Origin of the sequence: Exiguobacterium sp. 17-1 (assembly GCF_023096305.1) — a bacterium.
GTDB lineage: Bacteria > Bacillota > Bacilli > Exiguobacteriales > Exiguobacteriaceae > Exiguobacterium_A > Exiguobacterium_A sibiricum_A.
Genome location: NZ_JALIGJ010000001.1, coordinates 516565 through 540443 on the forward strand (window position 1 = coordinate 516565; position 23879 = coordinate 540443).

A 23879-nucleotide genomic window follows, 5' to 3' on the forward strand; every position below is an offset into this window, starting at 1 on the left:
GCATCCGTTAAGGAGCTCAACCTTTTTAGTGTTATTGATATTTTTAAACGCGAGGACCAGCTGCTTTGATGGCATCGGTCGCACTTTCGAAACGTGCGAAGTTCTGCGTGAACTTTTGAGCGAGTGCAGTCGCTTGTTGTTCGTAAACGGATGGATCCGCCCAGACCTTGACCGGATTGAGTAAATCGGTCGGAACACCAGGGACTTCAATCGGCATATGCAGACCGAAAATCGGATGTTCTTCTGTCGGGATATCTGTGAGCAGACCGTTGACGGCCGCATTGACCATCGTCCGTGTATACGCGAGTTTCATCCGGCTACCGGTACCGTAAGCTCCACCGGTCCAACCTGTATTGACGAGATAGACTGTGACGCCGTGGCGATCAATCAGTTCTCCGAGCATCGTCGCATATTTTTCTGGAATCAACGGTAGGAACGGTGAACCGAAACACGTCGAGAACGTTGCTTCCGGTTCTGTGACGCCGCGCTCCGTTCCGGCAAGTTTTGATGTATAACCTGATAAGAAGTGATACATCGCTTGTTCTTTTGTCAGTTTACTGATTGGAGGCAACACACCGTAAGCATCCGCTGTCAGGAAAACAATTGTTTTCGGATGACCGGCACGAGACGGGATAGCGATGTTGTCGATGGCAGTAATCGGATAAGCCGCGCGTGTGTTTTCCGTTTTTGACGTATCATCATAATCCGGAATCCGCTGGCCGTCGAGGACAACATTTTCAAGAACGGTACCAAAACGGATCGCATCAAAGATTTGTGGTTCTTTTTCACGTGACAGGTTGACGGTCTTCGCATAACATCCGCCTTCGATATTGAAGACGCCGTCATGTGACCAGCCGTGTTCATCGTCGCCGATCAATTGACGGCTGTCATCTGCAGACAGGGTGGTCTTACCAGTCCCGGATAGCCCGAAGAACAACGCGACATCACCTTCATGTCCAACGTTAGCTGAACAGTGCATCGACAACACTTCTTGTTGTGGCAAGAGATAGTTCATGACAGAGAAAATTGATTTTTTGATTTCTCCGGCGTACTCGGTTCCACCAATCAAGACGATACGGTGTTCAAATGACATCGCGATGAATGTCTCAGAGTTTGTCCCGTCAACCGCAGGATCCGCCTTAAAGTGTGGTGCGTAAACGACCGTAAATGGTTCAAAGGCCGCAACCGTAGGATATTCGCGTAAGAATAGCTGTTTCGCAAACAGATTATGCCAAGCATATTCGGTTACGACGCGCACTGGAAGGGTGAAATGCGTATCGGCACCAGCAGCAGCTTCTGTGTAGTAGAGTTGATCTGCTTCGTTCATATAACGAAGAACTTTTTGTAACAGTTGCTCGAATTTGTCCGATTCCATCGGTTGATTGACATGACCCCAATCGATATGCATCTCACACGATTGATCACGGACGATGAACTTGTCTTTCGGTGAACGACCTGTAAATTTCCCCGTTTCTACAGACAAAGCACCATTTTCTGCAAGAACTCCTTCTTTGTTACGAATCGCATGTTCGACTAGTTCAGCAACGGACAGTTGTTTGAACACATGCTCCTTCTTGAGTAGTTCTTCGATATTCAGGACCGTCATCGGCATCCTGACCCCACCTTTCCCCTACGTTGGTTTTGGCTCTACTATTAGTATGACACATTTATTATATATGACATACTAATGATAGGGCAATCATTTTCATGCGCTGATTTCTATTTATCTGGAAACGCTTTCAGCATTAACAGTTTAACATCTCTTCTGATTTTTTTCGACTAGAAATTAAAACGTTGCTTGACAGAGTGGACACAAGTTTATATCATGTAATTCGTAACGGATACTCTTATTCTGAGCAGGTGGAGGGAACAAGGCCCGAAGAAACCCGGCAACCGTCTTATATTAATTTCATCATTAATGTAGGAAAAGGTGCTCTCCTGAAGCGAAGTAAACACTTCGAACGATAAGAGGGTAAAGGAAGAACGCACAACCTTTCCCTGACCATTTTTGGACATGGAAAGGTTTTTTTCATTTTACCGTCCCACTCAACTAGGGGAAATGAGTACACCGTCAAATTCTTTTTTGGGAGGGTCAAACATGACAAACCTTAATCGCCGACTATTTACGTCGGAATCAGTAACTGAAGGTCACCCGGATAAAATCTGTGACCAGATTTCGGATTCAATTTTGGATGCAATTCTTGCAGCCGATCCAAACGCACGTGTTGCGGCAGAAACTTCTGTCACGACAGGACTCGTATTAGTAGCAGGAGAAATCACGACATCAACTTACGTGGATATCCCGAAAGTCGTTCGTGAAACCATTCGTGAAATCGGCTACACACGCGCTAAATACGGTTTCGATGCAGACACTTGTGCTGTATTGACATCAATCGACGAGCAGTCAGCAGACATCGCTCTCGGTGTCGACCAGGCGCTTGAAGCACGCGAAGGAAACATGTCAGATGAAGAAATCGATGCGATCGGAGCAGGAGACCAAGGTCTGATGTTCGGTTACGCAACGAAAGAAACACCTGAACTCATGCCACTTCCGATTTCACTTTCACACAAACTTGCTCGTCGTCTTGCAGAAGTCCGCAAGACAGGACAACTCGATTACCTCCGTCCGGATGGTAAAACGCAAGTCACGGTTGAATACAACGAGAACAATGAACCTGTTCGCGTCGATACAATCGTCATCTCAACGCAACATGCAGAAGAAGTGACGCTTGAGCAAATCCAAGCGGATCTGAAAGAACATGTCATCGCTCCGGTCATTCCGACGGAGTACATCGATGCAGACACGAAATTCTTCATCAACCCAACTGGCCGTTTCGTCATCGGTGGACCACAAGGCGATGCAGGATTAACAGGTCGTAAAATCATCGTTGATACGTATGGCGGTTACGCACGCCACGGCGGTGGAGCTTTCTCTGGTAAAGATCCAACGAAAGTCGACCGTTCAGCTGCTTATGCAGCACGTTATGTCGCGAAAAACTTGGTTGCCTCTGGTCTTGCAGACAAAGCAGAAGTTCAACTTGCTTACGCAATCGGAGTGGCACATCCGGTTTCAATCGCTGTCGATACGTTCGGAACAGGAAAACTTCCTGAAGCGCAACTCGTCGAATTGATTGCAGAAAACTTTGATCTCCGTCCTGCAGGGATCATCAAGATGCTTGATCTCCGCCGTCCGATTTATCGTCAGACAGCAGCTTATGGCCACTTCGGTCGTACAGACATCGAATTGCCATGGGAGCAGACAGATAAAGCTGCTACTCTTGAAGAGCAGGCAAAACGTTTCGTATAATCCATTGTTCAGAAACATCCTGTTAAAGGGTGTTTCTGAACTTTTTTTGTTTCTCCTGAACTTTGCAGGGATACGACTGAAATTTCTAGAAAAGGGTAAAAGAACATGAGTCTGTAATCTGTAAAAGGAAAAGGGGGATTTCGGTATGGAGATACGCGAAGCAGTTCCGGCTGATGCAGCACGCATTCATGATATTGCGCTCACGTCTTGGATGGACACATATGAGGAAATCTATTCGGAGCGTTCGAAAGCCCATTTCGTTCAGGAAGCGTATCCGCAGGAAGAAGTGGTTCGGGCAATTCGAACAGCGGAAGAAGCACGTGGAGAATACTTCAACGTCGGACTGATTGACGGGGAAATTGTCGGTTTCATTCACGCCATCGATGTGGATGGAACGTGGGAAATCGTCCGTTTGTATGTCTTGCCGAAATACCAACAAAACGGAATCGGACGCCGGCTGATCCGCGAACTGGAATTGCAAGGGGCATCTCCAATTGAAGTCTATGTCGAATCCCGGAACTATAAAGCCCGTCACTTTTTGACCGCATACGGATTCAAGGAAATCAGCGAGACGACAGAAGAAGTCTTCGGTCAGGTGGAACCTGTGACGCGATTGCAACGTATATACGAATAAGGGAAAAGAAATCCGACTTGAGGCGGTTTTGCTGAAGTCGGATTTGTTTCATACTAGATGGATATCTGATGAAGAGGTGAGCGTGTGGTAGAACAACCAACCGGAGTGATCGTCCTTGTGTACCCACTCCAATTACGTGCCAGACCAAGTGAAGCACTGATTCGCGTTTTAGAGCGCGAATATGAAATCCTTCTGGTCGATGCACCCCGCCGTGTGTCGTTTGAAGAACACCAACAGTTGTTAAAAGAAGCATTACGCGAAGCCGGGAAGCGGAAGCTCCCGATTCATATCATTGCCTGCAGCATGGGAGCACTTGTCGTCAATCGACTGCTGCAAGAATATGAATTACCGGTGGCGAGCCTGACGTTCATCTCGCCGTTGTTTGATTGGCATAACTCCAAACAATTGGGGGGCGTCAAGCAAGTCTTTGCGAGCGCCTTCGACCGGTTCCGTCCCGATGCTCCGCTTGGAACGTTACCGTTCGGACAAAACAATGAGGATGCTGCTCGTCTCGGTGAGTTGACATATGCGCAGTATCGCGAGATTGAAGAAGAAATCGTCATCCATGATGAAGAAAGAAAGAAATTACCGCGAGTCCAACTCGCTTGTTTTTATGCACCGGACGATCAATTCGCTGACGTCAAATTGACGCTTGAAGTGTGTCGAAAGATGGGCGGAGACCAGATTTATCTGCAACGCCTGCATGGATTTCCCCACTTCAGTTTTGAACGTTTGAATACACGATTTGCTGAAAAGTTATTGTTGTTCCTAAAAATTGTGGAAGATTAACAACGCTAAATTAAAGAGGAAGCCGGATGTCAGAATCCGGCTTCCTCTTTTTATTGGTCAATAACTTGTTTTTTTAATTTTTTTTCAATTGCCACGATGAACGGCGGGTTATTTTGCTGATTCAAGAAACGGTACTGCAGGACGGCATAATCCTGTTGCGGAAGTGATGAAACGTGTTCCAACACCGCATCGCGTTCGCGGCGTCCTTCCAAGTGACCATGGTAAATCACAAGGACAATCAGACCGCCGGGAACAAGGACCGGAAGAAGGGCCCGGAGTGCCTCAAGCGTCTCTTCTCCGGTCGTCGTGACCGATTTATCGCTTCCCGGTAAGTAACCAAGATTAAACACTCCGGCACGAATCGGACGTTGTTCAGCAAACAACCGAGCTCCGACGTGAATATGACTTTCGTGATACAAATCGACCCAGTCAAAGACGTGAGCCGCCTGCAGTCGGCGGGTCGTTTCCTCAATTGCTTGCTCCTGGACATCAAAAGCGATGACCCGTCCGCTCGGTCCGACCTGCTCTGCAAGAAAATGCGTATCATAACCGTTCCCTGCAGTCATATCGACGACGCAATCCCCTTCATGGATGACGGATTCCAACAATTCTTTTGCGTAAGGTAATACACGTGCAAGTGACATGGCAAAAACTCCTCTTTCTGATTGATATGCTCTATTTTTTTCTAAGTACCCGTAAAATCGACCCTTTAGTCAATTGTATCATTTTTCCGATTGTTCGTTTAAATTGAAGTTCCTTGACAGAGGGCAGAATAATTTCGTAAAGTGGCAAGGTTGGAAACTATATTGGAGGATACTTACCATGCCGAAATTACCTCGCGCGGTCTGGATTCTGGTATTGGCGATGGCGATCAATACGACAGGATCCTCTTTTTTATGGCCGTTTAATACATTATACATTCATGAATATCTGGGAGAGTCGATGACAAAGGCCGGAATGGCTTTATTCGTCAACTCGGCTCTCGCCATCATCGGTAACTACATCGGTGGAAAAGCATTTGATCGGTTAGGCGGCAAACGGACACTTGTCATCAGTGTCATTGGGCTGGTCCTTGCCTCGATTGGTCTCTGGTTGTTCCATCAGACCTTCACCGGGTATGTTCTGATGTTAGGATTGATCGGGTTTGTCGGTGGAATGGTGTTTCCGACCATCTATGCCTTGACCGGCGTCATTTGGCCGGAAGGCGGGAGACGGGCATTTAACGCGATATATGTTGCCCAAAATGTCGGTGTTGCATTAGGGACCGCTATCAGTGGGCAAATCGCGGCAATCGATATCCAGTTCATCTTCATTGCCAATCTGATACTTTATTTGTTGTTTGCGATTGTACTGTTAGTAGGGTTGAACTGGATTCAGGTGCACCCGATCAAACGTCAATCGATGGCTGCAGGTGAGGAAGTGCGGGAACCGCTTTCGCGGAGCTCGGTCCGGACGATGTTGTATGTCTCGATCGGCTACGCACTGTTGTGGTTTGTGTATGTTCAATGGCAGGGAACGTTTGCCGTGCATACAAAATCGCTCGGAGTAACGATTTCTGAGTACTCGATTTTATGGACAATCAACGGTGCGTTGATTGTGTTTGCACAACCATTATTGACGCCGGTCTTACGTTGGTTTGGTGACGATTTGAAACGTCAATTGTTAACGGGGACCGGTATTTTTCTTTTGTCCTATGCCATCGTCCCATTTGCTGGTGGATTTAAGATGTTTTTAGTCGCCATGATCATCTTGACGATTGGTGAGATGTTCATTTGGCCGGCAGTTCCTGCGATGGCAGCGCGCCTGGCTCCGATTGGTAAAGAAGGTGAGTTTCAGGGATACGTCAATATCGCCGCTTCGGCAGGACGAATGATCAGTCCGACCGTCGGGGGTCTGATTTATGATTTATCCGGTATGAACGCTGTATTTCTTACGCTGATTGGACTTATTCTGATGGCAGGATTTACGTTCATTCGAGCGATTCCGAATAAGGCAATAAAATAAGTTAGAAAGACAGAGACGGTCGTTTGATGGCGCCATCTGTCTTTTTTTGTTGAAGCATAAAAAACATGTGAAATGGGTATTCAATTAAAAGGAAAAAAATAATTAATTAACCAAATTAAAGAAAAAATAAAGTGTGTTAGACGTGTCGTGTGCCGGAGGTGGAGAAGATGAGGCAATGTATTTTCATTGAAGACCGGTCGACTTGGACCACACTAGTCGAAAATAAGAGGCTTGATATTTTTTATAGCTATGAATACGTTCATTTGAACGCACGTGCTGAAGAAACTGCTGGATTGATTTATTTTCAGGGAACTTCTGGCGAAATGTTTTATCCATTCTTAAAGCGGCGAATTTTTGATACCGAGTATTTTGATATGATCACACCTTATGGTTATGGAGGTCCGGAAGTTGTTGGTGAATTGACGTTAGAAGAACTGGCAGATGCCAAGCGTTCTTTTCGGCAATGGGCAATGCGTCACAAAATTGTCTCGGAGTTGATTCGTTTTAATCCGTTGACGGAAAATCAAAAACGGATAGCGGATTGGACGACAACTGAATTCATTCGCCATACGACAAGTATCGATCTTCGTCCATCCATCGAGGAAATCATGCAAACATTCCATAAAAAAAACCGGAGTATGATTCGGAAGTCATTAGCTTCAGAGCTGACGGTTCGCCGAGGATCAAAAGAAGATTTGCCGACCTTCATCCGTCTTTATTACCAAACGATGGACCGAAAAGATGCCTCTTCCCATTATTATTTTACACCTGAGTACTTTGAACAACTGTTTCAACCGACACAGCTGTGTGAACCATTACTGTTGATTGCCGAGTGGAGAGGGGAAGCAGTCGGTAGTTATTTCGTATTGCTTGGACAAGAGTATGCACACGGACATTTAATTGGATGTCAACGGGATGAATACAAGCTGTTTCCGAATCAGCGCCTGGAGTATGAGGCGATTTTACATTCCAAGACGGCAGGTATGGTCGAACAGCATTTAGGCGGCGGATATAAGGAACAGGACAGTCTGTTTGAAAGCAAGTGCCGCTACACAGGATACCGGATGTTTGAATACCATCAAGGAAAAACGATTCTTCTCCCACATGTCTATGAACAATTGTGCCAACGGTATGGAAGTGATAAAGAAGCGAACTATTTCCCGGAATACCGCTACCAAGAGACGGTTTTAGCTAGATGAACCAGCCTGATCGTCTGCGGATGATCAGGTTTTTTGGTAGGCTGATAAGAGGAGGGTAAGCAATGAAAAAAACAGGTCTGATTTTTGATATGGATGGTGTCATCCTCGACAGTGAGATTCAATATTTTAAAGTCCATCAACACATGTTCAAGATGTTATCCATCCCACTCGATCATACGCAGTATGCGACGTTCATGGGAAAAACAGGAGACGAGATGTGGGAAGAATTGATCGCGCAACACGATCTACCTCACTCGACGGAAGCATTACTGGCACTCGAACATGAATTATTCCAACAACATGCGAAACCGGAAGAATGTGGCTTAAAAGACGGAATCAAAGAACTGATGGAACTGGCACGGATAGAAGGATACCGGATCGCGATCGCTTCCTCAAGTTCACTCGAAAAAATTAAACAGGTCATTACGCATTATGGATTAACGGTCGATGCGTACACGAGTGGATTTGAAGTACCACGTTCGAAACCCGACCCGGCAGTTTTTCAGCTCGCGGCAAAGCGGATTGATCAAACACCGGACACCTGTATCGTCATCGAAGATGCAGCAAACGGGATGATTGGTGCGAAGAAAGCGGGAATGGAAGTCATCGCCTTGCTTGACGACCGGATGCCGGCACAAGTTTTGCAACATGCGGATCATGTGGTTTCGTCTCACGCCGAAATCGGAGAAATTCTACGCAACCGTTGACGGTAAGGGAAGGTTCAGCTTACACTTACAAATAGATAGTCCATTGCGACGAACTGAAGTAGTAAGGGAGTCATTCCGTTTTAGAGAGCTGGTGGTCGGTGTAAACCAGTCGGAATCGTCCGTGAACTCGTCAGGGAGCATGATTCGTGAAACCAAGTAGCGAACTCCGGTCCTTCACACCGTTATCTGTGAATCAAGTGGTCTGCTTCTGCAGACAACGTGGGTGGTACCGCGGGAGACAAACCGGTCTTTCGTCCCTATTCCTAGGGGCGGAGACCGGTTTTTTGTATATTCAGAGGAGGAATAGAGATGCCGTACAATCATCGTGAAATCGAACCAAAATGGCAAGCGCGCTGGGAACAGGACAATGCGTTCGTCACAACAGAAGATCCGGAAAAAGAAGGATTTTATGCGTTAGACATGTTTCCTTATCCATCGGGAGCAGGACTGCATGTCGGGCACCCGGAAGGATACACGGCAACCGATATCCTCGCCCGGATGAAACGGATGCAAGGTTACAACGTCCTTCATCCGATGGGATGGGATGCGTTTGGACTCCCGGCAGAACAGTATGCCCTCGATACAGGGAATGATCCGCGGGAATTCACAGCGCAAAACATCGAAACGTTTAAACGTCAGTTAAAAGACTTAGGGTTCTCTTACGATTGGGATCGTGAAATCAATACGACGGATCCGAAATATTACAAATGGACGCAGTGGATTTTCACGAAGTTATATGAACAAGGATTAGCATTTGTCGACGAAGTAGCCGTCAACTGGTGCCCGGCGCTTGGAACCGTGCTTGCGAACGAGGAAGTCATTGACGGACTGTCCGAGCGTGGCAATCATCCCGTCGTCCGTGTCCCGATGCGGCAGTGGGTCTTGAAAATTACGGAATACGCGGACCGTTTACTCGAAGATTTAGATGATCTTGACTGGCCGGAATCGGTGAAGGAGATGCAACGGAACTGGATCGGAAAATCGGAAGGTGCGGAAATTGACTTTACGATTGATGGTCATAAAAAACAAGTGACAGTCTTTACGACACGTCCGGATACAGTGTTCGGCGCAACCTACCTTGTCCTTGCACCGGAGCATCCATTCGTTGCGGACATCACGACAGCTGATCACGAAGAAGCCGTCAAAACCTACATCGCTTCTGTTCAGACGAAATCGGACTTGGAACGGACGGATCTTGCCAAAGAAAAAACAGGTGTCTTTACGGGAGCCTTTGCCGTCAATCCGATTTCCGGCGAACGTCTTCCGATCTGGATTGCCGATTATGTGTTATCAACATACGGGACAGGCGCGATCATGGCCGTACCGGCACATGACGAGCGGGATCATGAATTTGCGAAACAGTTTGACCTTCCGATTATCGAAGTCGTAAAAGGCGGTAACGTCGACGAAGCGGCTTATACAGGAGAAGGCGAGCACGTGAATTCACAGATGCTCGACGGGCTTTCAAAACAAGAAGCGATTGAGACGATTATTGCAGAACTTGAAACAAATCAAGTCGGACGCAAAAAAATCACATTCCGGTTGCGTGACTGGTTATTCAGTCGTCAACGGTACTGGGGTGAGCCGATTCCGGTCGTCCACTTGGAAGACGGAACGATGAAGACGTTGGATAAATCTGAACTTCCACTTGAATTGCCGATGATTCCTGAAATCAAGCCGTCCGGAACAGGTGAATCTCCACTCGCCCTTGCAGAAGACTGGCTTGATTATACGGATCCTGTCACGGGACTTAAAGGACGTCGTGAGACGAACACAATGCCACAATGGGGCGGCAGCTGCTGGTATTATCTTCGCTTCATTGATCCGCATAATGAAGAAGCGATTGCAGATCCGGAAAAATTGAAATACTGGCTCCCGGTTGATATTTATATCGGAGGAGCTGAGCATGCTGTTCTTCATTTACTGTATGCCCGTTTCTGGCACAAAGTCTTGTATGATGTCGGTGTCGTACCGACGAAAGAACCATTCCAAAAGTTATACAACCAAGGGATGATTCTCGGAGAAAACAATGAAAAAATGTCGAAATCACGCGGAAACGTCATCAACCCGGATGAAATCGTCAAGTCGCACGGTGCGGATACGCTTCGCTTGTACGAGATGTTCATGGGACCACTTGACGCCTCAGTGTCCTGGTCGGAGAACGGTCTTGACGGAGCCCGTCGTTTCCTTGACCGCGTCTGGCGTTTGTTCGAACGCACAGCGGACATTCAGGACGTGACGACAGTCGATGCCGACTTTGAACGTGTCTACCACCAGACTGTCAAGAAGGTAACGGAAGACTTCACGAATATTCAGTTCAACACCGGCATTTCGCAGTTGATGGTCTTCGTCAACGAAGCAAACAAACAACCGGTCTTACCGCGTCATTTCCTTCGCGGATTCATTCAGTTATTGACGCCTGTTGCTCCGCACTTAGGGGAAGAGTTATGGGAACAACTTGGCTTTGACGACACATTGACATATGCGGCATGGCCGACATTCGATGAAACGAAACTCGTCAGTGATACGATGGAATTCGTCATTCAAGTCAACGGCAAGGTCCGTTCGAAGCTTGTCATCAGCATCGACGCAACGAAAGAAGAAATTGAAGCCCTTGCGTTTGCAGATGAAAAAACACAAGAGTGGATTGGCGATAAAACGGTTCGGAAAGTCATCGTCGTTCCGAAAAAACTGATCAATATCGTAGCAAACTAAGGCAAAACCCCTCATCTGATTTAATCAGATGGAGGGGTTTTCGTTTATCTCCGTCGTAAGTCCGCTTTTTTTTTAGGGCGCCTTCTGCTAAACTGAATCAGAAACCGAGACAGAAAGGCGATTTGTGTAAATGAAACGAACTTATATAGTCTATACAACGATTTTTGCCGTCGTCTCCGGTCTGATCCTTTGTGTGTCCCTCGTCTTTTCAAGACCCGAGACCGTCGCACAAATCAAAGAGACGTTTGCAAAAATCGAGACACAATCGAAACACCAAGCAGCTGTTAAACAAGTACCACCGAAAACACCGTCCTCGATTCCGAATCCGGAAGAGCCGTTGATCAAGAATGTCCAACAGATGTTGTACGATGATTCGATTGGTTCTTATCTTGTCGTAACGGAAGACTATCACTTTTTTGAAATCAGCGGGACCGGAGAACGGATCAACGCTTCGTTCCAAATCGAAGATGAAGGCAAGTTGATGCTGTCGGGTGTTGACGGGATGACGCTCGTTGACGGTGAGACCGTCGCTTTATTGACATCCAATCAAATTCTCGTGACAGTTAAACGGGAAGAGGGTGTCTGGAAAGAAGACAAACGAGAACGGGTAGCAGGTACGACAATCCGCGACAGTTTCCACGGACTTGGCTATGACGCCAAGAAAAAACAATTTTACACGATCAATCACATTCGCTCGTTAGCGCGAAGTGAACTGACGTATTTTACGACGAAACAAGATGAAATCAAGATTGATAAAGATGCGACTGCGAAGGAAAAACGGGCCTTGAAGAAAAAACAAAAACCACCGTATTTGACGATCGTGGCACGAAAGCGGATCGACACGGCCAGTGGTATGCGCAGTGATGCGAAAAAAGCGTTCGCGGAAAACTTCCGTCCGATCGGTCTTGCCGAGCGGCAAGGGCGGATTTATACACTGGATTCGGAAACGTTATTCCTGTATTCGATTGACACGAATGATGTGACCATCACAGGGGAATCAGCGAGTCCAAAAGTGTACGGGGCAGAAGGGATATTTGTTCAGGATAATGAGTTGTTTGCACTCATCCAAACGGATAAATTCTCGAGTCGTTCGTTTACACCTATCGACTAAAAGGCTAGCTCCGTGTGGAACTAGCCTTTTTGTCATAATGCGGTCAGGGCAGCATTCGTTCCGGCACAATGTCCGGTCACGAAAGCGGCTGTGATATTGTAACCACCTGTATAGCCGTGAATGTCGAGGATTTCGCCGGCGAAAAAGAGACCGTCTGCTTTTTTCGACATCATCGTTTTAGGTTGAATTTCCTTAATCGAAACGCCGCCACCGGTGACAAATGCTTTATCAAAGTCGAGTGTTCCCACTGCTTGAAGCGGGAATCGTTTGAGCGTTGCTAACAATTGGGTGAAGTCTTGTTTTTTAATTTGCGTGCACACTTCATCACCAAAACCGATTCGGGCAAATAACAGATCGAGTAATCGTTCCGGAACAAATCCTTTTAACGCATTACGGACTGTCTTTTTCGGATTAGCGGCAAGGGCGGCTTGGAACCGTTCCGTCAAGGCACCAATCGATTCGTCCGGGAATAAATCAATGGAGAGATGGACGACACGTTCGCCTGACCGTTTTCTTTCCTTAATCGTGTACTGACTGCACCGTAACGCAATCGGACCACTTAAACCAAAATGTGTGAACAAGAGGTCACCGGTATGCGTTTTAATCGGTTTGTCTTTTTTACCGTGGACCGTTAAGGCGACGTCACGTAACGAAAGACCTTGTAGTGTCTTTTCTTGGATAAACGTATCATTCAGTAAAATCGGAACTTCGGTCGGAAAGAGGTCCGTGATCGTATGGCCGGCTTTACGTGCCCAAGGATAACCGTCACCGGTTGAACCAGTGTGTGGAACCGATTGTCCACCAACCGCGACGACACAACTTTTGGCTTCAAGACGGGTTCCGTCAGCAAGCAAGACGGCTGCGAACGAACCGTCCGGGTGAAAGTCAAGGGTTGCAACTTCCGCATTGATTTGGATTTCGGCGCCGTGTTGACGAATTTGATCAATCAACACACGAACGACATCGGCGGCCTTATCGGAAACCGGGAACATCCGTCCATTGTCCTCTTCTTTTAATGCGACACCGAACCCTTCGAACAGTTCAATGATGGATTCGTTATTGAACTGTGAAAAGGCGCTGTAGAGAAAACGGCCATTTCCGGGAATCGATTGAACAAGCTCTTCCAGTGGTTTGCGGTTTGTGACATTACACCGACCGCCACCTGAAATCGCTAATTTTCGTCCGAGTTTACTTCCTTTATCGAGCAAAAGCGTCTTAGCACCTGCTTGTAACGAGGCGAGTGTTGCCATTAAGCCGCTGGGGCCGCCTCCGATTACGATTACATCATACATGTGGTCACCTCATTTGTTGGATTCTGCTTGTTTCACTTTAGCAGAAGTTTGTACTGTAAACAAACCGTCTCTTTCTTTTATGGAAGCTGAGCGGTATAATGATTTGCAATTGTGCAAGAGAGAACTTGTATATTGAGACGTTTATCGAGTCAAGAAAAATAGAAAGTGCGAGGAAGGTTATCCATGTCGACTGTGAGCAAAAAGCAAGAAACTTCATCCAGTAATACCGGATTCGTTCGTGGAACGATGTTGTTGTCCGGTGCATCACTCATTTCCCGTGCCCTTGGTCTGATTTATCTATTTCCGTTTCAGTTCATGGTCGGAGCGACGGGAATCATGTTTTACACGTATGCGTATAATTATTATGCCATCATGATTGGTCTCGCAACAGCCGGTATCCCGGTAGCCGTTTCGAAGTTTGTCGCAAAGTATAATGCGATGGGGGAATACGACACAAGCGAACGGTTATACCGATCCGGATTAAAAATCATGTCCATCACCGGTGTAGTATCCTTTCTGGCCTTATTTTTACTGGCTCCTTATTTGGCTCACCGGGCAATACCCGGAGGAGACGTCGATTCGGCTTCTTATGTCGATGCCGTCACGATGACGATCCGTGGCGTCAGCTTTGCCTTGATTCTGATTCCGGCGATGAGTATGACGCGCGGTTATTTTCAAGGGTATCAATCAATGGGACCTACGGCGATTTCGCAAATCCTGGAACAAATCGTACGAATCATCTTTTTACTGGCCGGTGTCAGCATCGCGATTTACCTGTTTGATACGGATGCGGCCTGGGCCGCGACGATTGCGACGTTCAGTGCCTTCATCGGGGCAATCGGTAGTGTCGTCGTGCTCGTTTATTATTTCCGAAAACGCGCACCTGGTTTAAAAGCCTTACGCGATGGTCAAACGACGATATCGCCGGATCGTCCGTTAGCAGGGCTGTATAAGGAATTGTTGACGTATGCGATTCCGATTGTCATGGTCGGCTTGTCGACACCGCTGTATCAGGTCATTGATCAAAACACGATGAATGCTGCTTTACAAAGCATTGGTTACACGTTGGAAGCAGCCGGGAATGCAACAGCCTATCTGATTGCAGATAGTCACAAAATTGTCTTGATTCCGGTTTCGGTCGCGACAGGATTATCCTTATCTGCGACACCACTTTTGACGGCATCCTTTACACAAGGGGATATGCGGAAAGTCCGGAAACAGATTTCGCAAATCTATCAATTGGCCTTTTTCGTGACGATTCCAGCCGTCGTCGGAATGATTTTGCTCAGTGAAGAGACGTTCCATGTCTTGTTCCCGAGAGATCAGGCCGCATGGGTCTACTTGTTGAGCTATGCACCAAGTGCGCTTTTCCTTGCGCTGTATTCCGTCACGGCCGCGGTACTGCAAGGCATCAACCGCCAGTATTTCACGATTGTCGCGACATTGGCAGGCTTGCTGACGAAGTATCTGTTGAATGCTCCATTGATTCACTGGACAGGAGACGGGACGGGTGCCGGATATGCGACGATTCTTGGATACCTCGTCGCAACAGGATTGATGTTCTTCCGGATTACGCAAACGATTCAGTTCCCGTTCAGTACGGTCTTGCGCCGGACGTCACTGATCATGATCATTAGTGCCATCATGGGTGCGAGCGTCGCACTAGTGAAATGGGGATTATCGGTCGTACTACCCGCTACGACGGTCGGTTCGCTCGTCATTTTAATCGTCGGAGCAGGAATCGGTATCGTCGTCTTTGCAGGTCTTGCCATTTGGAGTGGATTAGCGGAAGCTGTATTAGGACGAAAATTTTCAATGAAACGAGGACGAGGAAATGCGTCTAGATAAATTACTCTCAAACATGGGAGCAGGATCCCGAAAAGAAGTAAAACAATTACTCAAGTCGGGTGCGATTCAAGTCGATGGCGAAATCGTTTACGACCCGAAACAGCACGTCGATACAGAAAATCAACAAGTGTTGTTATACGGCGAACCGGTCACGTATCAAAAATTCATTTATTTAATGATGAACAAACCACCGGGTGTGATCAGTGCAACAGAAGATAAGCGGGATCAAACCGTCATTGATCTGTTGTTTGAAGACGTAACATATTTCAAACCATTTCCGGTCGGACGACTCGATAAGGATACGGAAGGGTTATTGCTGTTGACGAATGACGGATCATTTAATCATGCGTTGATGTCACCGAAAAAACACGTCGAAAAAGTGTATTATGCAGAAGTCATCGGTACGCTGACAGAAGAGGACGTGGAGGAAGTTGCAGAAGGGGTCACACTTGAAGATGGGTATAAAACAAAACCCGGTAAGCTGGTCATTTTGGAAGCGACGGATGAAACATCAACACTCGAGCTGACGATCACGGAAGGGAAGTTTCATCAGGTCAAACGGATGATGCTGGCTCTCGGAAAAGAAGTGACGTATTTGAAACGATTGTCGATTGGACAATTGCCGCTTGATCCGGCACTGGAAGCAGGCGAATACCGGGAACTCACACGTGGCGAATTGGCACTGTTTGATTTTAAACCGGAATAAGAACAAGGACGCGCTTCTTTTAGAAGGGCGTCCTTTGTTGATTATTGATTCCGCAGCGCTTCCGCAATCGGGAATGGACCGCTTAATACTTCGAACTGACGTGTTTGAGTCGGATGATCGATCAATGTGACGAAAAGAGCCGCGATATCATCTCGCGAGACTTCGCGTCCTTCATACGAATCGAAGTGTTCTTGTGTCTCAATCGTACCGCTCGGCTCATCATAACTGAGTGGACCTGGTCGGACAATTGTATAATCCAGACCGCTGTCTTTTAGGTGACGGTCTGCCGCACCTTTAGATTCCAAATACACTTTCAATTCACCTTGCGGATGATCTGCACCAACTGAGCTAAGCATCAAGAAACGCTCAATCCCACTTGCTTTAGCCGCATCGATGACTTTAATGGCGCCGTCTTGGTCGACGGCACGTGTTAATTCGTCGGAAGCACCGCCTGCACCAGCAGCAAAAATAACGACATCGGCATCTTTTACGACATCCGTGACATCTTTCGTTAGATCGCCGAGGCGTACTTCAGATGCTCCGAGTGCAATCAAGTCATTGATTTGATTTTCTTCGCGGACGACAGCGATGGCTTGATGCTGACCTTGTTTCCCGATCAGTTCAACCATTTTCCGCCCTGTTGTTCCGTTTGCTCCAATAATTAAAATATTCATTTCATCATCTCCTTCTCAAACTAGATATACCCTGCTTCAAAAAAAAATAACAAAAAAAAGACGCGAATGATTCGCGTCGTAACAGAAAATAGTCTGATGAAACATCTTAATCAGCCGGCTTGTCGTTGTTTTTTACTTGATGTCCAAGTACCGCGTCTTGGGCTTACAATGAGGTTGTTATATTCGAGCACATTCAAGTCACGCTGGACGGTCCTTGAAGTAATGCCGAACTCTTCAACCAAGTCTGCTGTCGTAGTAGCTCCGTTCTCATTGATATAGAGATAAATCGATTTAATCCGGGTCAACATACGGTCTGTAGAATCTTTCATTGGTATAACCACTCCCCCAATGGATAGAATAGTGTTCTAAAGCTTCGGGTGACAAAAGACGATGATTAATTAAGTTGTTTCGCCTTTAGTATAACTCTTTTAATATAGAATGCAAGTAATTTAACCGAACGTTTTCAAAAAGAATACAAACTTTCAATGCTTAATAGCGAATGAAACATGTTTTTTATCTTTAAACGTTCGTTAAAAACGTAATAACAAAAGATTTAGTATTTTGGATGTTCGTCATTGTCAAATTTTCGCTATACTTAAAGGTGAACGAATTAGCGGATAAGGGAGAGAAGTCAAATGGTCAATTGGAAAGAAGAAGTCATGGCACGACGCGAAGATCTTTTAGTTGATTTAAAAGAGTTATTACGCATACCGAGTATTCTGGATGAAACAACGATTCAGGAAGGAGCTCCATTCGGAACGGAAGTCAAACGTGCACTCGATTGGATGCTCGCGCTCGGAGAACGAGATGGATTCATTACGAAAAACGTCGATGGATATGCCGGTCACCTTGAATATGGTCAAGGGGATGAATTACTCGGCATTCTTTGCCACCTGGACGTCGTACCAGCGGGCGGGGATAACTGGACGTACGGACCATTTAACCCGACGATGGCTGATGGGAAATTGATTGCGCGGGGTGCAATCGATGATAAAGGACCGACGATGGCGGCGTATTATGCCTTGAAAATCGTCAAAGAATTAGGCCTTCCGCTTTCGAAACGGATTCGTCTGATTGCCGGTGGGGACGAAGAGAGTGAATGGCGGTGTGTGAATCATTACTTCAAGCATGAAGAAATGCCGACGCTTGGATTTGCACCGGACGCTGATTTTCCGATCATCAATGCAGAAAAGGGATTATACGACGGTTTGCTTACTCAAGGTAAACCGGTTAAAGCCGCAGATACAGGATATCAACTGATTCACTTTGAAGGTGGAGAACGTCCGAATATGGTACCGGGTCATGCGACAGCGACGGTTCATGTCGCCGAGCGGGGGACGATTGAAGAAGATTTCCATCGGTATCTGGAGAAGCAGGGTGTGACGGGTACAATCAAGGAGACGGCAGAAGGACTCGTCTTTGACGTCATTGGAGTTGCCGCTCATGCCATGGAACCGGACAATGGGAAAAATGCTGCCCTGCATTTGGCGCGTTTCTTGCATACGCTCCACTTGGATTACAACGGACGCCGTTATCTCGAGATGATCGTGCACATGTTCCGCGATTCACGCGGAGTTGCACTCGGAGTTGCCGCATCTGATGAAACAGGCGATTTGACGATCAACGGCGGAGTTTTCCGTTATAAAGAAGGGCAAGGGACAGCTTCGATCAATATCCGTTATCCCTACAGTGCCGATTTTACAGAACGATTACAATTGATTAAAGAAGCTGCGATCGCATACGGATTCGAGCTTCAGACACGCACACATATGCCGCCGCATCACGTCGATCCGAGCCACGAACTGATCCAGACGCTCAGTGCAGTATATGAACGGCAAACAAATCAAAAGGCGGATTTGATTGCCATTGGTGGCGGGACGTATGCCCGTTCGTTGACAGCAGGTGTCGCATTTGGACCTGTTTTCCCGGGCGGACCGGAAGTGGCGCACCAAGTGGATGAGTATGTTGATTTTGAAGAGCTGTTATTAGCCGTCGCCATCTATGCAGAAGCGATTTACGAATTGGCGAAATAAGCATCGGTTCATCTAAAAAATAATTTATAATGAAATGAATCCCCCGAATCCATTGTGATAGGGGGATTGATTCTTGAAGGAGAGTCGGTTGTGATCCATCGTCAAAAACACCATTTTCAAGCTCTTTATTTTTTCATCTTCTTTGGGCAAGGTGCACTGATTCCATACTTGGCACTCTATTTTTCCAATGATGCCTTTCAATTATCGGCATCCGAAATCGGAACGATTGTAGCAGTAGGTCCGGTGTTATCGATTGTCCTACAACCAGTTTGGGGAATGGCGGCAGACCGCTTCGGACGACCGAAACGTTTACTGTTAGTAGCCTTACTTGCTGCCGGTCTATTAACCATCAGTTATTTATTGACGTCCATCTACTTATTTCTGTTATTGATCTCTTCACTCTGGGCATTGTTCCAGTGTGCACATATTCCGCTTGTCGATACGTTGGCAATCGAATTTTCAAAAAGAAAATCAGTCGATTACGGAGCACTACGCTTATTTGGCTCTGCCGGTTTTGCACTGGCTGTCTTTATCCTCGGACAGGTGACGGAACAAGGATCACTTGATGCGATTTTTTATGCCAGCGGAGCTGCACTTGTTCTTGGATTTCTTGTGTTGATTGGAATTGAAGAAACACCTGTTTCGACGGTCGAGCATGAACACATCCCATTGAAATCGTTGTTTTCGAATAAACGTTTTCTACTGTTTTTAGCAGGTGGAAGTTTAGTGTTTGGACCGATTTTTGCAAACAACTATTATTTCGGGAGTTATGTGACGATCCGTGGTGAATCGACAGCACTCGTCGGAACACTGTTTTTTGTCGCCGTGTTATGCGAAATTCCATTCATGCGGATTGCAACACGTGTGATGATGCGGTTTGGGCCGATTCCGGTTCTGGTCTTTGTTTCAGTCTTGTCGGCGTTGCGGACAGGCATCTTAGCGCTTGAACCGCCCGTTTTTACACTTTGGTTATTGGCGGCGTTACAAGGATTGATCATCGGCTTGCTGATTCCGGTCGCGCTCGATTATGTTCGCTCGCTCGTCTCCCCCTCGACGGTCGCAACGGCAGTCAGTACATATATGGCGACGACGACCGGCCTTGCGACTGCTTTATTTAATTTAATGAGTGGGTTTGTTCTGGATCAATGGACCATCTACGCCGTATTTTGGGTATATACAGGTAGTAGCCTGTTAGGTGCTTGTTTGTATCTGGTCAGCTCAAAAATCAAGGAGTGATCCGTATGCAAAAACACTATTTTATCGCCATTCCGGCTGCTGACGAGACGTTGACGCGATTCGCGGCTCATCTGGCGCTCGGACGTTATTACAAAACGGTGTACGAATCAGGCGAGTATCATCTGACGCTACGTTTTTTAGGAACATTAACAGAGGACGAGTTGAGGATTTGGCGACGTCAACTGACAGAAATTGCTCAAATGACTTCTGCTTTTACGTTAAAATTAGATCATCTGGAACGGTTTGGATTAGCCGAACGGCCTCGTGTCTTTGCTGTCGGACCAGCGTATGAGGAAAAACTGTTTCAGCTTGCCCGACGGATTGATCCGGATCCGGTTAAACCGTTTGTTCCACACATTACCCTTGCGAAAAAGTGGAATCAAGAAGTGTCGCTCTATCCACCCGAAAGCACACCTGTAGGCAGCTTGATCGTCAAAGAAATCGTTCTGTATCAGATTTACCCCGACGGTCAGCCGCGGTATCAGGCAGACACACGATTTCCATTTGGGAAGAAATAACGAGGTGATATGATTGGCATTATTGATGAAACTTTATGATTTAGAAAGCCGATATGAACGAAATCCGTTGGAAGTTTCGAAGCGTTTCAAAGAGCAGCAGCTGGTGGATTATGCGAACGTCTTGAAAAAATGGGAGTCGGGTGAACTGTTTCCGGGTGAAACGATTATCCGACCGAAAAAATGGTGGCAGCCTTTTAGAAAACCGGAGATGTTTCAGGTGCCGGGAAAACAAATCTCGAAGTCGGCTTTTGATAAATGGTATAAAAAGCGAGTGGAAGTCCAAAAATTAATTTACGTGGCAGGTGGAGCGACAGAAGAAGACATCTGGCGCTTGCCCTTAAGACGCCATCTTGACTTCTATCAAATGTTGCATCTCTTAAATGATCAGTTCGGCATGTTTTATCGTGCCGTCATTCAATACCAGCAGGGGGAAGTCGAACTCAGTCCATTTGTCGTAGGACCTTCTGCTATCTATGTACTGGACTGGTTAGATGGAGAAGAAAGTATCTATCATATCAAACGGGATAAACTATGGCGAGAACAACCATTTAAAGCCTCATCGAAAAATATCGTCAATCCATTAATCAGCTTAAAGCGGACGGAGGATATCCTGCGATTGATTCTAGGTTCCGAATTCATGTTACCAATCGAGCGTGTCGTCATCGCGTCACAAGGTTATTTCGATCAAATTCCGAAAGAGACGACGACAACTTACGTCAGTAAGGTGGACTTCACGGATTGGCTACGGAAAATGAATTTGTCGGCTGTGCATACAAAAGCTTCTCAAATGCGGGTATGCGAACAGATATTAAAAGAAACGGTTTCGGTGACCTTTCAAATGGCATTGACCAGTCAAGAAAACGGGCGGATTCAAAAATAGGGAGGGAAGCGGCAAGATGTTTGATTGTCGCGTAAACAGATGATAAATAATGAATCGGAAACGCAGCAAGTCAGATTGTGTTCAGTTGAGTTCGTGACATTTCAAACTATCCTGATGGAGACGACTACACTGGTTGGACAGGCTGATTTTTTACTCGTCTGTGATGGTCAGCCGATGAACTACTCCATTGAAAATCGAGAAGAAACGGACGGGACGATCAAACTGACATTGCTGCTCGACCGGGCGGTTGAAGTAGAACGATGTTATGAAATCATCTTACCCGATCAGGAACGATTCCGTGTGTTACCGAATCGGATTGTACAAACGATGTTATTTGATCGTAAATACAGTTATGAAGGACCCTTGGGTGTCGTTTATGACGCCGAGGCGATTTCCTTATATGTGTGGTCACCGCTGGCAGAGCGGTTGGAGTGTATCCGTTACGATCAAGGCGGTGTCGAAATTGGCAGACGGGACTTCGAACGGCAGGAACGAGGTGCGCACCGTTTGGTGGTGCCTCGAGCATGGGAAAACAGCCTGTATCGTTACCGGGTCACGACGTATCAAGGAACACATGAAGTCATCGACCCTTATGCGAAGGCGGTCAGCGTAAATGGACAGTTTGCTGTTTTGCTTGATGTCGAGCAGGAAATCAACCGGCAGTTTCCGCATCGACAGAAACGACCGCTGTTAATCAAGCCGACAGACGCCATCATTTATGAAGCACATGTGCGGGATTTTACGATTGATCCGTCTTCCGGCTCTCATCATCCCGGGCAATACGCGGGGATGACGGAAACAGGAACCGTTTCACCAGAAGGACGTTCGACAGGCATCGATTATTTACTTGAGCTGGGGGTGACCCATCTTCAATTGTTGCCGGTTCATTTGTTTACGACGACAGAGGAAGTCAGTCGCCTTCCTTATAACTGGGGGTATGATCCTGTTCAATGGTTTTCACTGACGGGATGTTATGCCAGTGACCCGAACGATCCGAAAGTCAGGATTTTTGAATATGTCGAAATGATTGAACAGCTTCACGCGGCAGGGATTCGGGTGACGTTTGATGTTGTCATGAATCATGTCTACATTCGCGAACAATCCGCACTCGAACATCTGGTTCCGGGTTATTACTTCCGCTATGAAGTGGACGGAACACTTGCTAACGGGACAGGTGTCGGGAATGATACGGCATCGGAACGGTTCATGATGAGACGGATGATTGTTGATTGCCTGACGTATTTTGCGGACAGTTTTCAGGTGGATGCCTTCCGGTTTGACTTGATGGGAATTCATGATGTTGAGACGATGAATCGTGTTCGGGCAGCGTTAGATAACATTGATCCGACGATTCTTATTTACGGAGAAGGGTGGGATTTGTCGACACCTTTACCGCAACGTCAAAAGGCAATCAGTTCTGTTGCTTCACAAATGCCTCGGATTGGTCATTTTAACGATGTTTTCCGGGATGCTTTAAAAGGCTCGACGTTCAATGAAACGGATTGTGGTTTTGTGTCGGGTAACGGTTGGTGGGAAGGTGAAGTGCGAAACGGAATGGCCGGTAGTATCACTTTGGACGGTCAAACGACCGGACGTTTCCCTGAGCCGACGTATTCAATCAATTATGTCGAAGCGCACGACAACCATACCTTGTACGATAAGTTAGCACTTGCCCGACCGGATTTGGAGGAAACGACACGGTTACAGATGAGTAGACTGGCTCAGACGATTATTTTCTTAGCGGCTGGCATTCCGTTTCTACACGCCGGACAAGAGTTCGGACGGACAAAACAAGGCGTCGAAAACAGCTATAATGCACCTGATACGATTAATCGGATGGATTGGACGTTACGCGATCAACATGCGCAGATGGTTGAGTATTTAAAAAATATCTTACAAATCCGTCGAATGCATGGAGGATTCAGGTTGCACCGAGCCAATCAAGTTCAAGAACTGATGCATTTTTTGCCGATGCATCCGGGAGTCATCGCCTACGAAGTGGAGGCCGTTCATTCGTATGATGCCTGGCAACGGACGCTTATCGTCCATAATGTGACGTTTGAAAAGATTGAAATCGCGCTCGATCATCCGAGATGGAATGTCCATGTCCATGGAAACGAAGCATCCGTTACACCGATTGAAAAGGGTGTTTCGCAGATCACGGTCCTTCCGTTGTCAACAACGATCGCCACATGTTAAGATAATCATTGTGCCTTAAGGCAAATC

20 protein-coding genes, 1 riboswitch and 1 other annotated feature are annotated in these 23879 nt (G+C 46.7%); of the genes, 15 read left to right on the plus strand and 5 right to left on the minus strand.

Going from position 1 to position 23879, the window contains the following annotated elements:
• Positions 1-43: 43 nt before the first annotated feature.
• Complete coding sequence (gene pckA / locus MUN34_RS02530; protein WP_247856812.1) at positions 44-1612, minus strand: phosphoenolpyruvate carboxykinase (ATP); 1569 nt, start codon at positions 1610-1612, stop codon at positions 44-46.
• Positions 1613-1844: 232 nt separating this feature from the next.
• Positions 1845-1971: riboswitch (SAM riboswitch) on the plus strand.
• A 127-nt stretch (positions 1972-2098) separates the two neighbouring features.
• Between pckA and metK the strand changes: the two genes are divergently transcribed.
• The 3 genes from metK to MUN34_RS02545 all read left to right on the plus strand — a co-directional run bounded on the left by metK (position 2099) and on the right by MUN34_RS02545 (position 4730).
• Positions 2099-3307: a methionine adenosyltransferase gene (gene metK / locus MUN34_RS02535; RefSeq protein ID WP_026827677.1), complete on the plus strand. Its 1209-nt coding sequence runs from the start codon at positions 2099-2101 to the stop codon at positions 3305-3307.
• A gap of 145 nt (positions 3308-3452) precedes the next feature.
• Positions 3453-3941: a GNAT family N-acetyltransferase gene (locus MUN34_RS02540; protein ID WP_026827678.1), complete on the plus strand. Its 489-nt coding sequence runs from the start codon at positions 3453-3455 to the stop codon at positions 3939-3941.
• A gap of 84 nt (positions 3942-4025) precedes the next feature.
• Positions 4026-4730 carry an alpha/beta fold hydrolase gene (locus MUN34_RS02545; RefSeq protein WP_026827679.1) on the plus strand — a complete coding sequence of 235 codons (705 nt, stop codon included), beginning with the start codon at positions 4026-4028 and terminating at the stop codon, positions 4728-4730.
• Positions 4731-4780: 50 nt separating this feature from the next.
• Here MUN34_RS02545 and mnmM read toward each other — a convergent pair whose 3' ends face one another.
• Positions 4781-5374 (minus strand): tRNA 5-(aminomethyl)-2-thiouridylate-methyltransferase MnmM, encoded by a 594-nt coding sequence (gene mnmM, locus MUN34_RS02550; RefSeq protein WP_026827680.1) that lies wholly within the window; start codon positions 5372-5374, stop codon positions 4781-4783.
• 178 nt (positions 5375-5552) lie between these two features.
• On the opposite strand from mnmM, the gene MUN34_RS02555 reads away from it, so the two are divergent.
• The 5 genes from MUN34_RS02555 to MUN34_RS02575 all read left to right on the plus strand — a co-directional run bounded on the left by MUN34_RS02555 (position 5553) and on the right by MUN34_RS02575 (position 12466).
• Complete coding sequence (locus tag MUN34_RS02555; protein WP_026827681.1) at positions 5553-6734, plus strand: MDR family MFS transporter; 1182 nt, start codon at positions 5553-5555, stop codon at positions 6732-6734.
• Positions 6735-6901: 167 nt separating this feature from the next.
• Positions 6902-7933: a peptidoglycan bridge formation glycyltransferase FemA/FemB family protein gene (locus tag MUN34_RS02560; protein WP_247856813.1), complete on the plus strand. Its 1032-nt coding sequence runs from the start codon at positions 6902-6904 to the stop codon at positions 7931-7933.
• Positions 7934-7995: 62 nt separating this feature from the next.
• The gene (locus MUN34_RS02565; RefSeq protein WP_247856814.1) at positions 7996-8640 is read left to right on the plus strand and encodes an HAD family hydrolase; all 645 of its coding nucleotides are present in this window, start codon (positions 7996-7998) and stop codon (positions 8638-8640) included.
• Between the two features lie 39 nt (positions 8641-8679).
• Positions 8680-8902 (plus strand) — a binding site (T-box leader).
• Positions 8903-8949: 47 nt separating this feature from the next.
• A complete protein-coding gene (gene leuS / locus MUN34_RS02570; protein WP_247856815.1) occupies positions 8950-11355 on the plus strand; it encodes a leucine--tRNA ligase in 2406 nt (801 codons plus the stop codon).
• A 130-nt stretch (positions 11356-11485) separates the two neighbouring features.
• Positions 11486-12466, plus strand: coding sequence for a hypothetical protein (locus tag MUN34_RS02575; RefSeq protein WP_026827685.1), 981 nt, complete (start codon positions 11486-11488; stop codon positions 12464-12466).
• A gap of 32 nt (positions 12467-12498) precedes the next feature.
• Here MUN34_RS02575 and MUN34_RS02580 read toward each other — a convergent pair whose 3' ends face one another.
• Positions 12499-13758, minus strand: a complete 1260-nt coding sequence (locus MUN34_RS02580; RefSeq protein ID WP_247856816.1) for a BaiN/RdsA family NAD(P)/FAD-dependent oxidoreductase — start codon at positions 13756-13758, stop codon at positions 12499-12501.
• Positions 13759-13941: 183 nt separating this feature from the next.
• Between MUN34_RS02580 and MUN34_RS02585 the strand changes: the two genes are divergently transcribed.
• Complete coding sequence (locus tag MUN34_RS02585) at positions 13942-15606, plus strand: putative polysaccharide biosynthesis protein (RefSeq protein WP_034769734.1); 1665 nt, start codon at positions 13942-13944, stop codon at positions 15604-15606.
• The gene (locus MUN34_RS02590) at positions 15593-16312 is read left to right on the plus strand and encodes a pseudouridine synthase (RefSeq protein ID WP_026829610.1); all 720 of its coding nucleotides are present in this window, start codon (positions 15593-15595) and stop codon (positions 16310-16312) included. The genes MUN34_RS02585 and MUN34_RS02590 overlap by 14 nt, the downstream gene beginning before the upstream one ends.
• A gap of 41 nt (positions 16313-16353) precedes the next feature.
• On the opposite strand, the gene MUN34_RS02595 is transcribed toward MUN34_RS02590, so the two are convergent.
• Both MUN34_RS02595 and MUN34_RS02600 read right to left on the minus strand, forming a co-directional pair.
• A complete protein-coding gene (locus MUN34_RS02595; protein ID WP_247856817.1) occupies positions 16354-16986 on the minus strand; it encodes an SDR family oxidoreductase in 633 nt (210 codons plus the stop codon).
• 110 nt (positions 16987-17096) lie between these two features.
• Complete coding sequence (locus MUN34_RS02600) at positions 17097-17315, minus strand: DeoR family transcriptional regulator (protein ID WP_012371138.1); 219 nt, start codon at positions 17313-17315, stop codon at positions 17097-17099.
• 306 nt (positions 17316-17621) lie between these two features.
• Between MUN34_RS02600 and pepV the strand changes: the two genes are divergently transcribed.
• The 5 genes from pepV to pulA all read left to right on the plus strand — a co-directional run bounded on the left by pepV (position 17622) and on the right by pulA (position 23852).
• Positions 17622-19019, plus strand: a complete 1398-nt coding sequence (gene pepV / locus MUN34_RS02605) for a dipeptidase PepV (protein ID WP_026827688.1) — start codon at positions 17622-17624, stop codon at positions 19017-19019.
• A 90-nt stretch (positions 19020-19109) separates the two neighbouring features.
• The gene (locus MUN34_RS02610; RefSeq protein ID WP_247856818.1) at positions 19110-20255 is read left to right on the plus strand and encodes an MFS transporter; all 1146 of its coding nucleotides are present in this window, start codon (positions 19110-19112) and stop codon (positions 20253-20255) included.
• Between the two features lie 5 nt (positions 20256-20260).
• Complete coding sequence (thpR, locus tag MUN34_RS02615) at positions 20261-20773, plus strand: RNA 2',3'-cyclic phosphodiesterase (RefSeq protein WP_026827690.1); 513 nt, start codon at positions 20261-20263, stop codon at positions 20771-20773.
• A 13-nt stretch (positions 20774-20786) separates the two neighbouring features.
• Positions 20787-21653 (plus strand): hypothetical protein, encoded by an 867-nt coding sequence (locus MUN34_RS02620; protein WP_247856819.1) that lies wholly within the window; start codon positions 20787-20789, stop codon positions 21651-21653.
• A 93-nt stretch (positions 21654-21746) separates the two neighbouring features.
• On the plus strand, positions 21747-23852 hold the full coding sequence (gene pulA / locus MUN34_RS02625) for a type I pullulanase (protein WP_247856820.1): 2106 nt from the start codon (positions 21747-21749) through the stop codon (positions 23850-23852).
• Positions 23853-23879 lie beyond the last annotated feature (27 nt).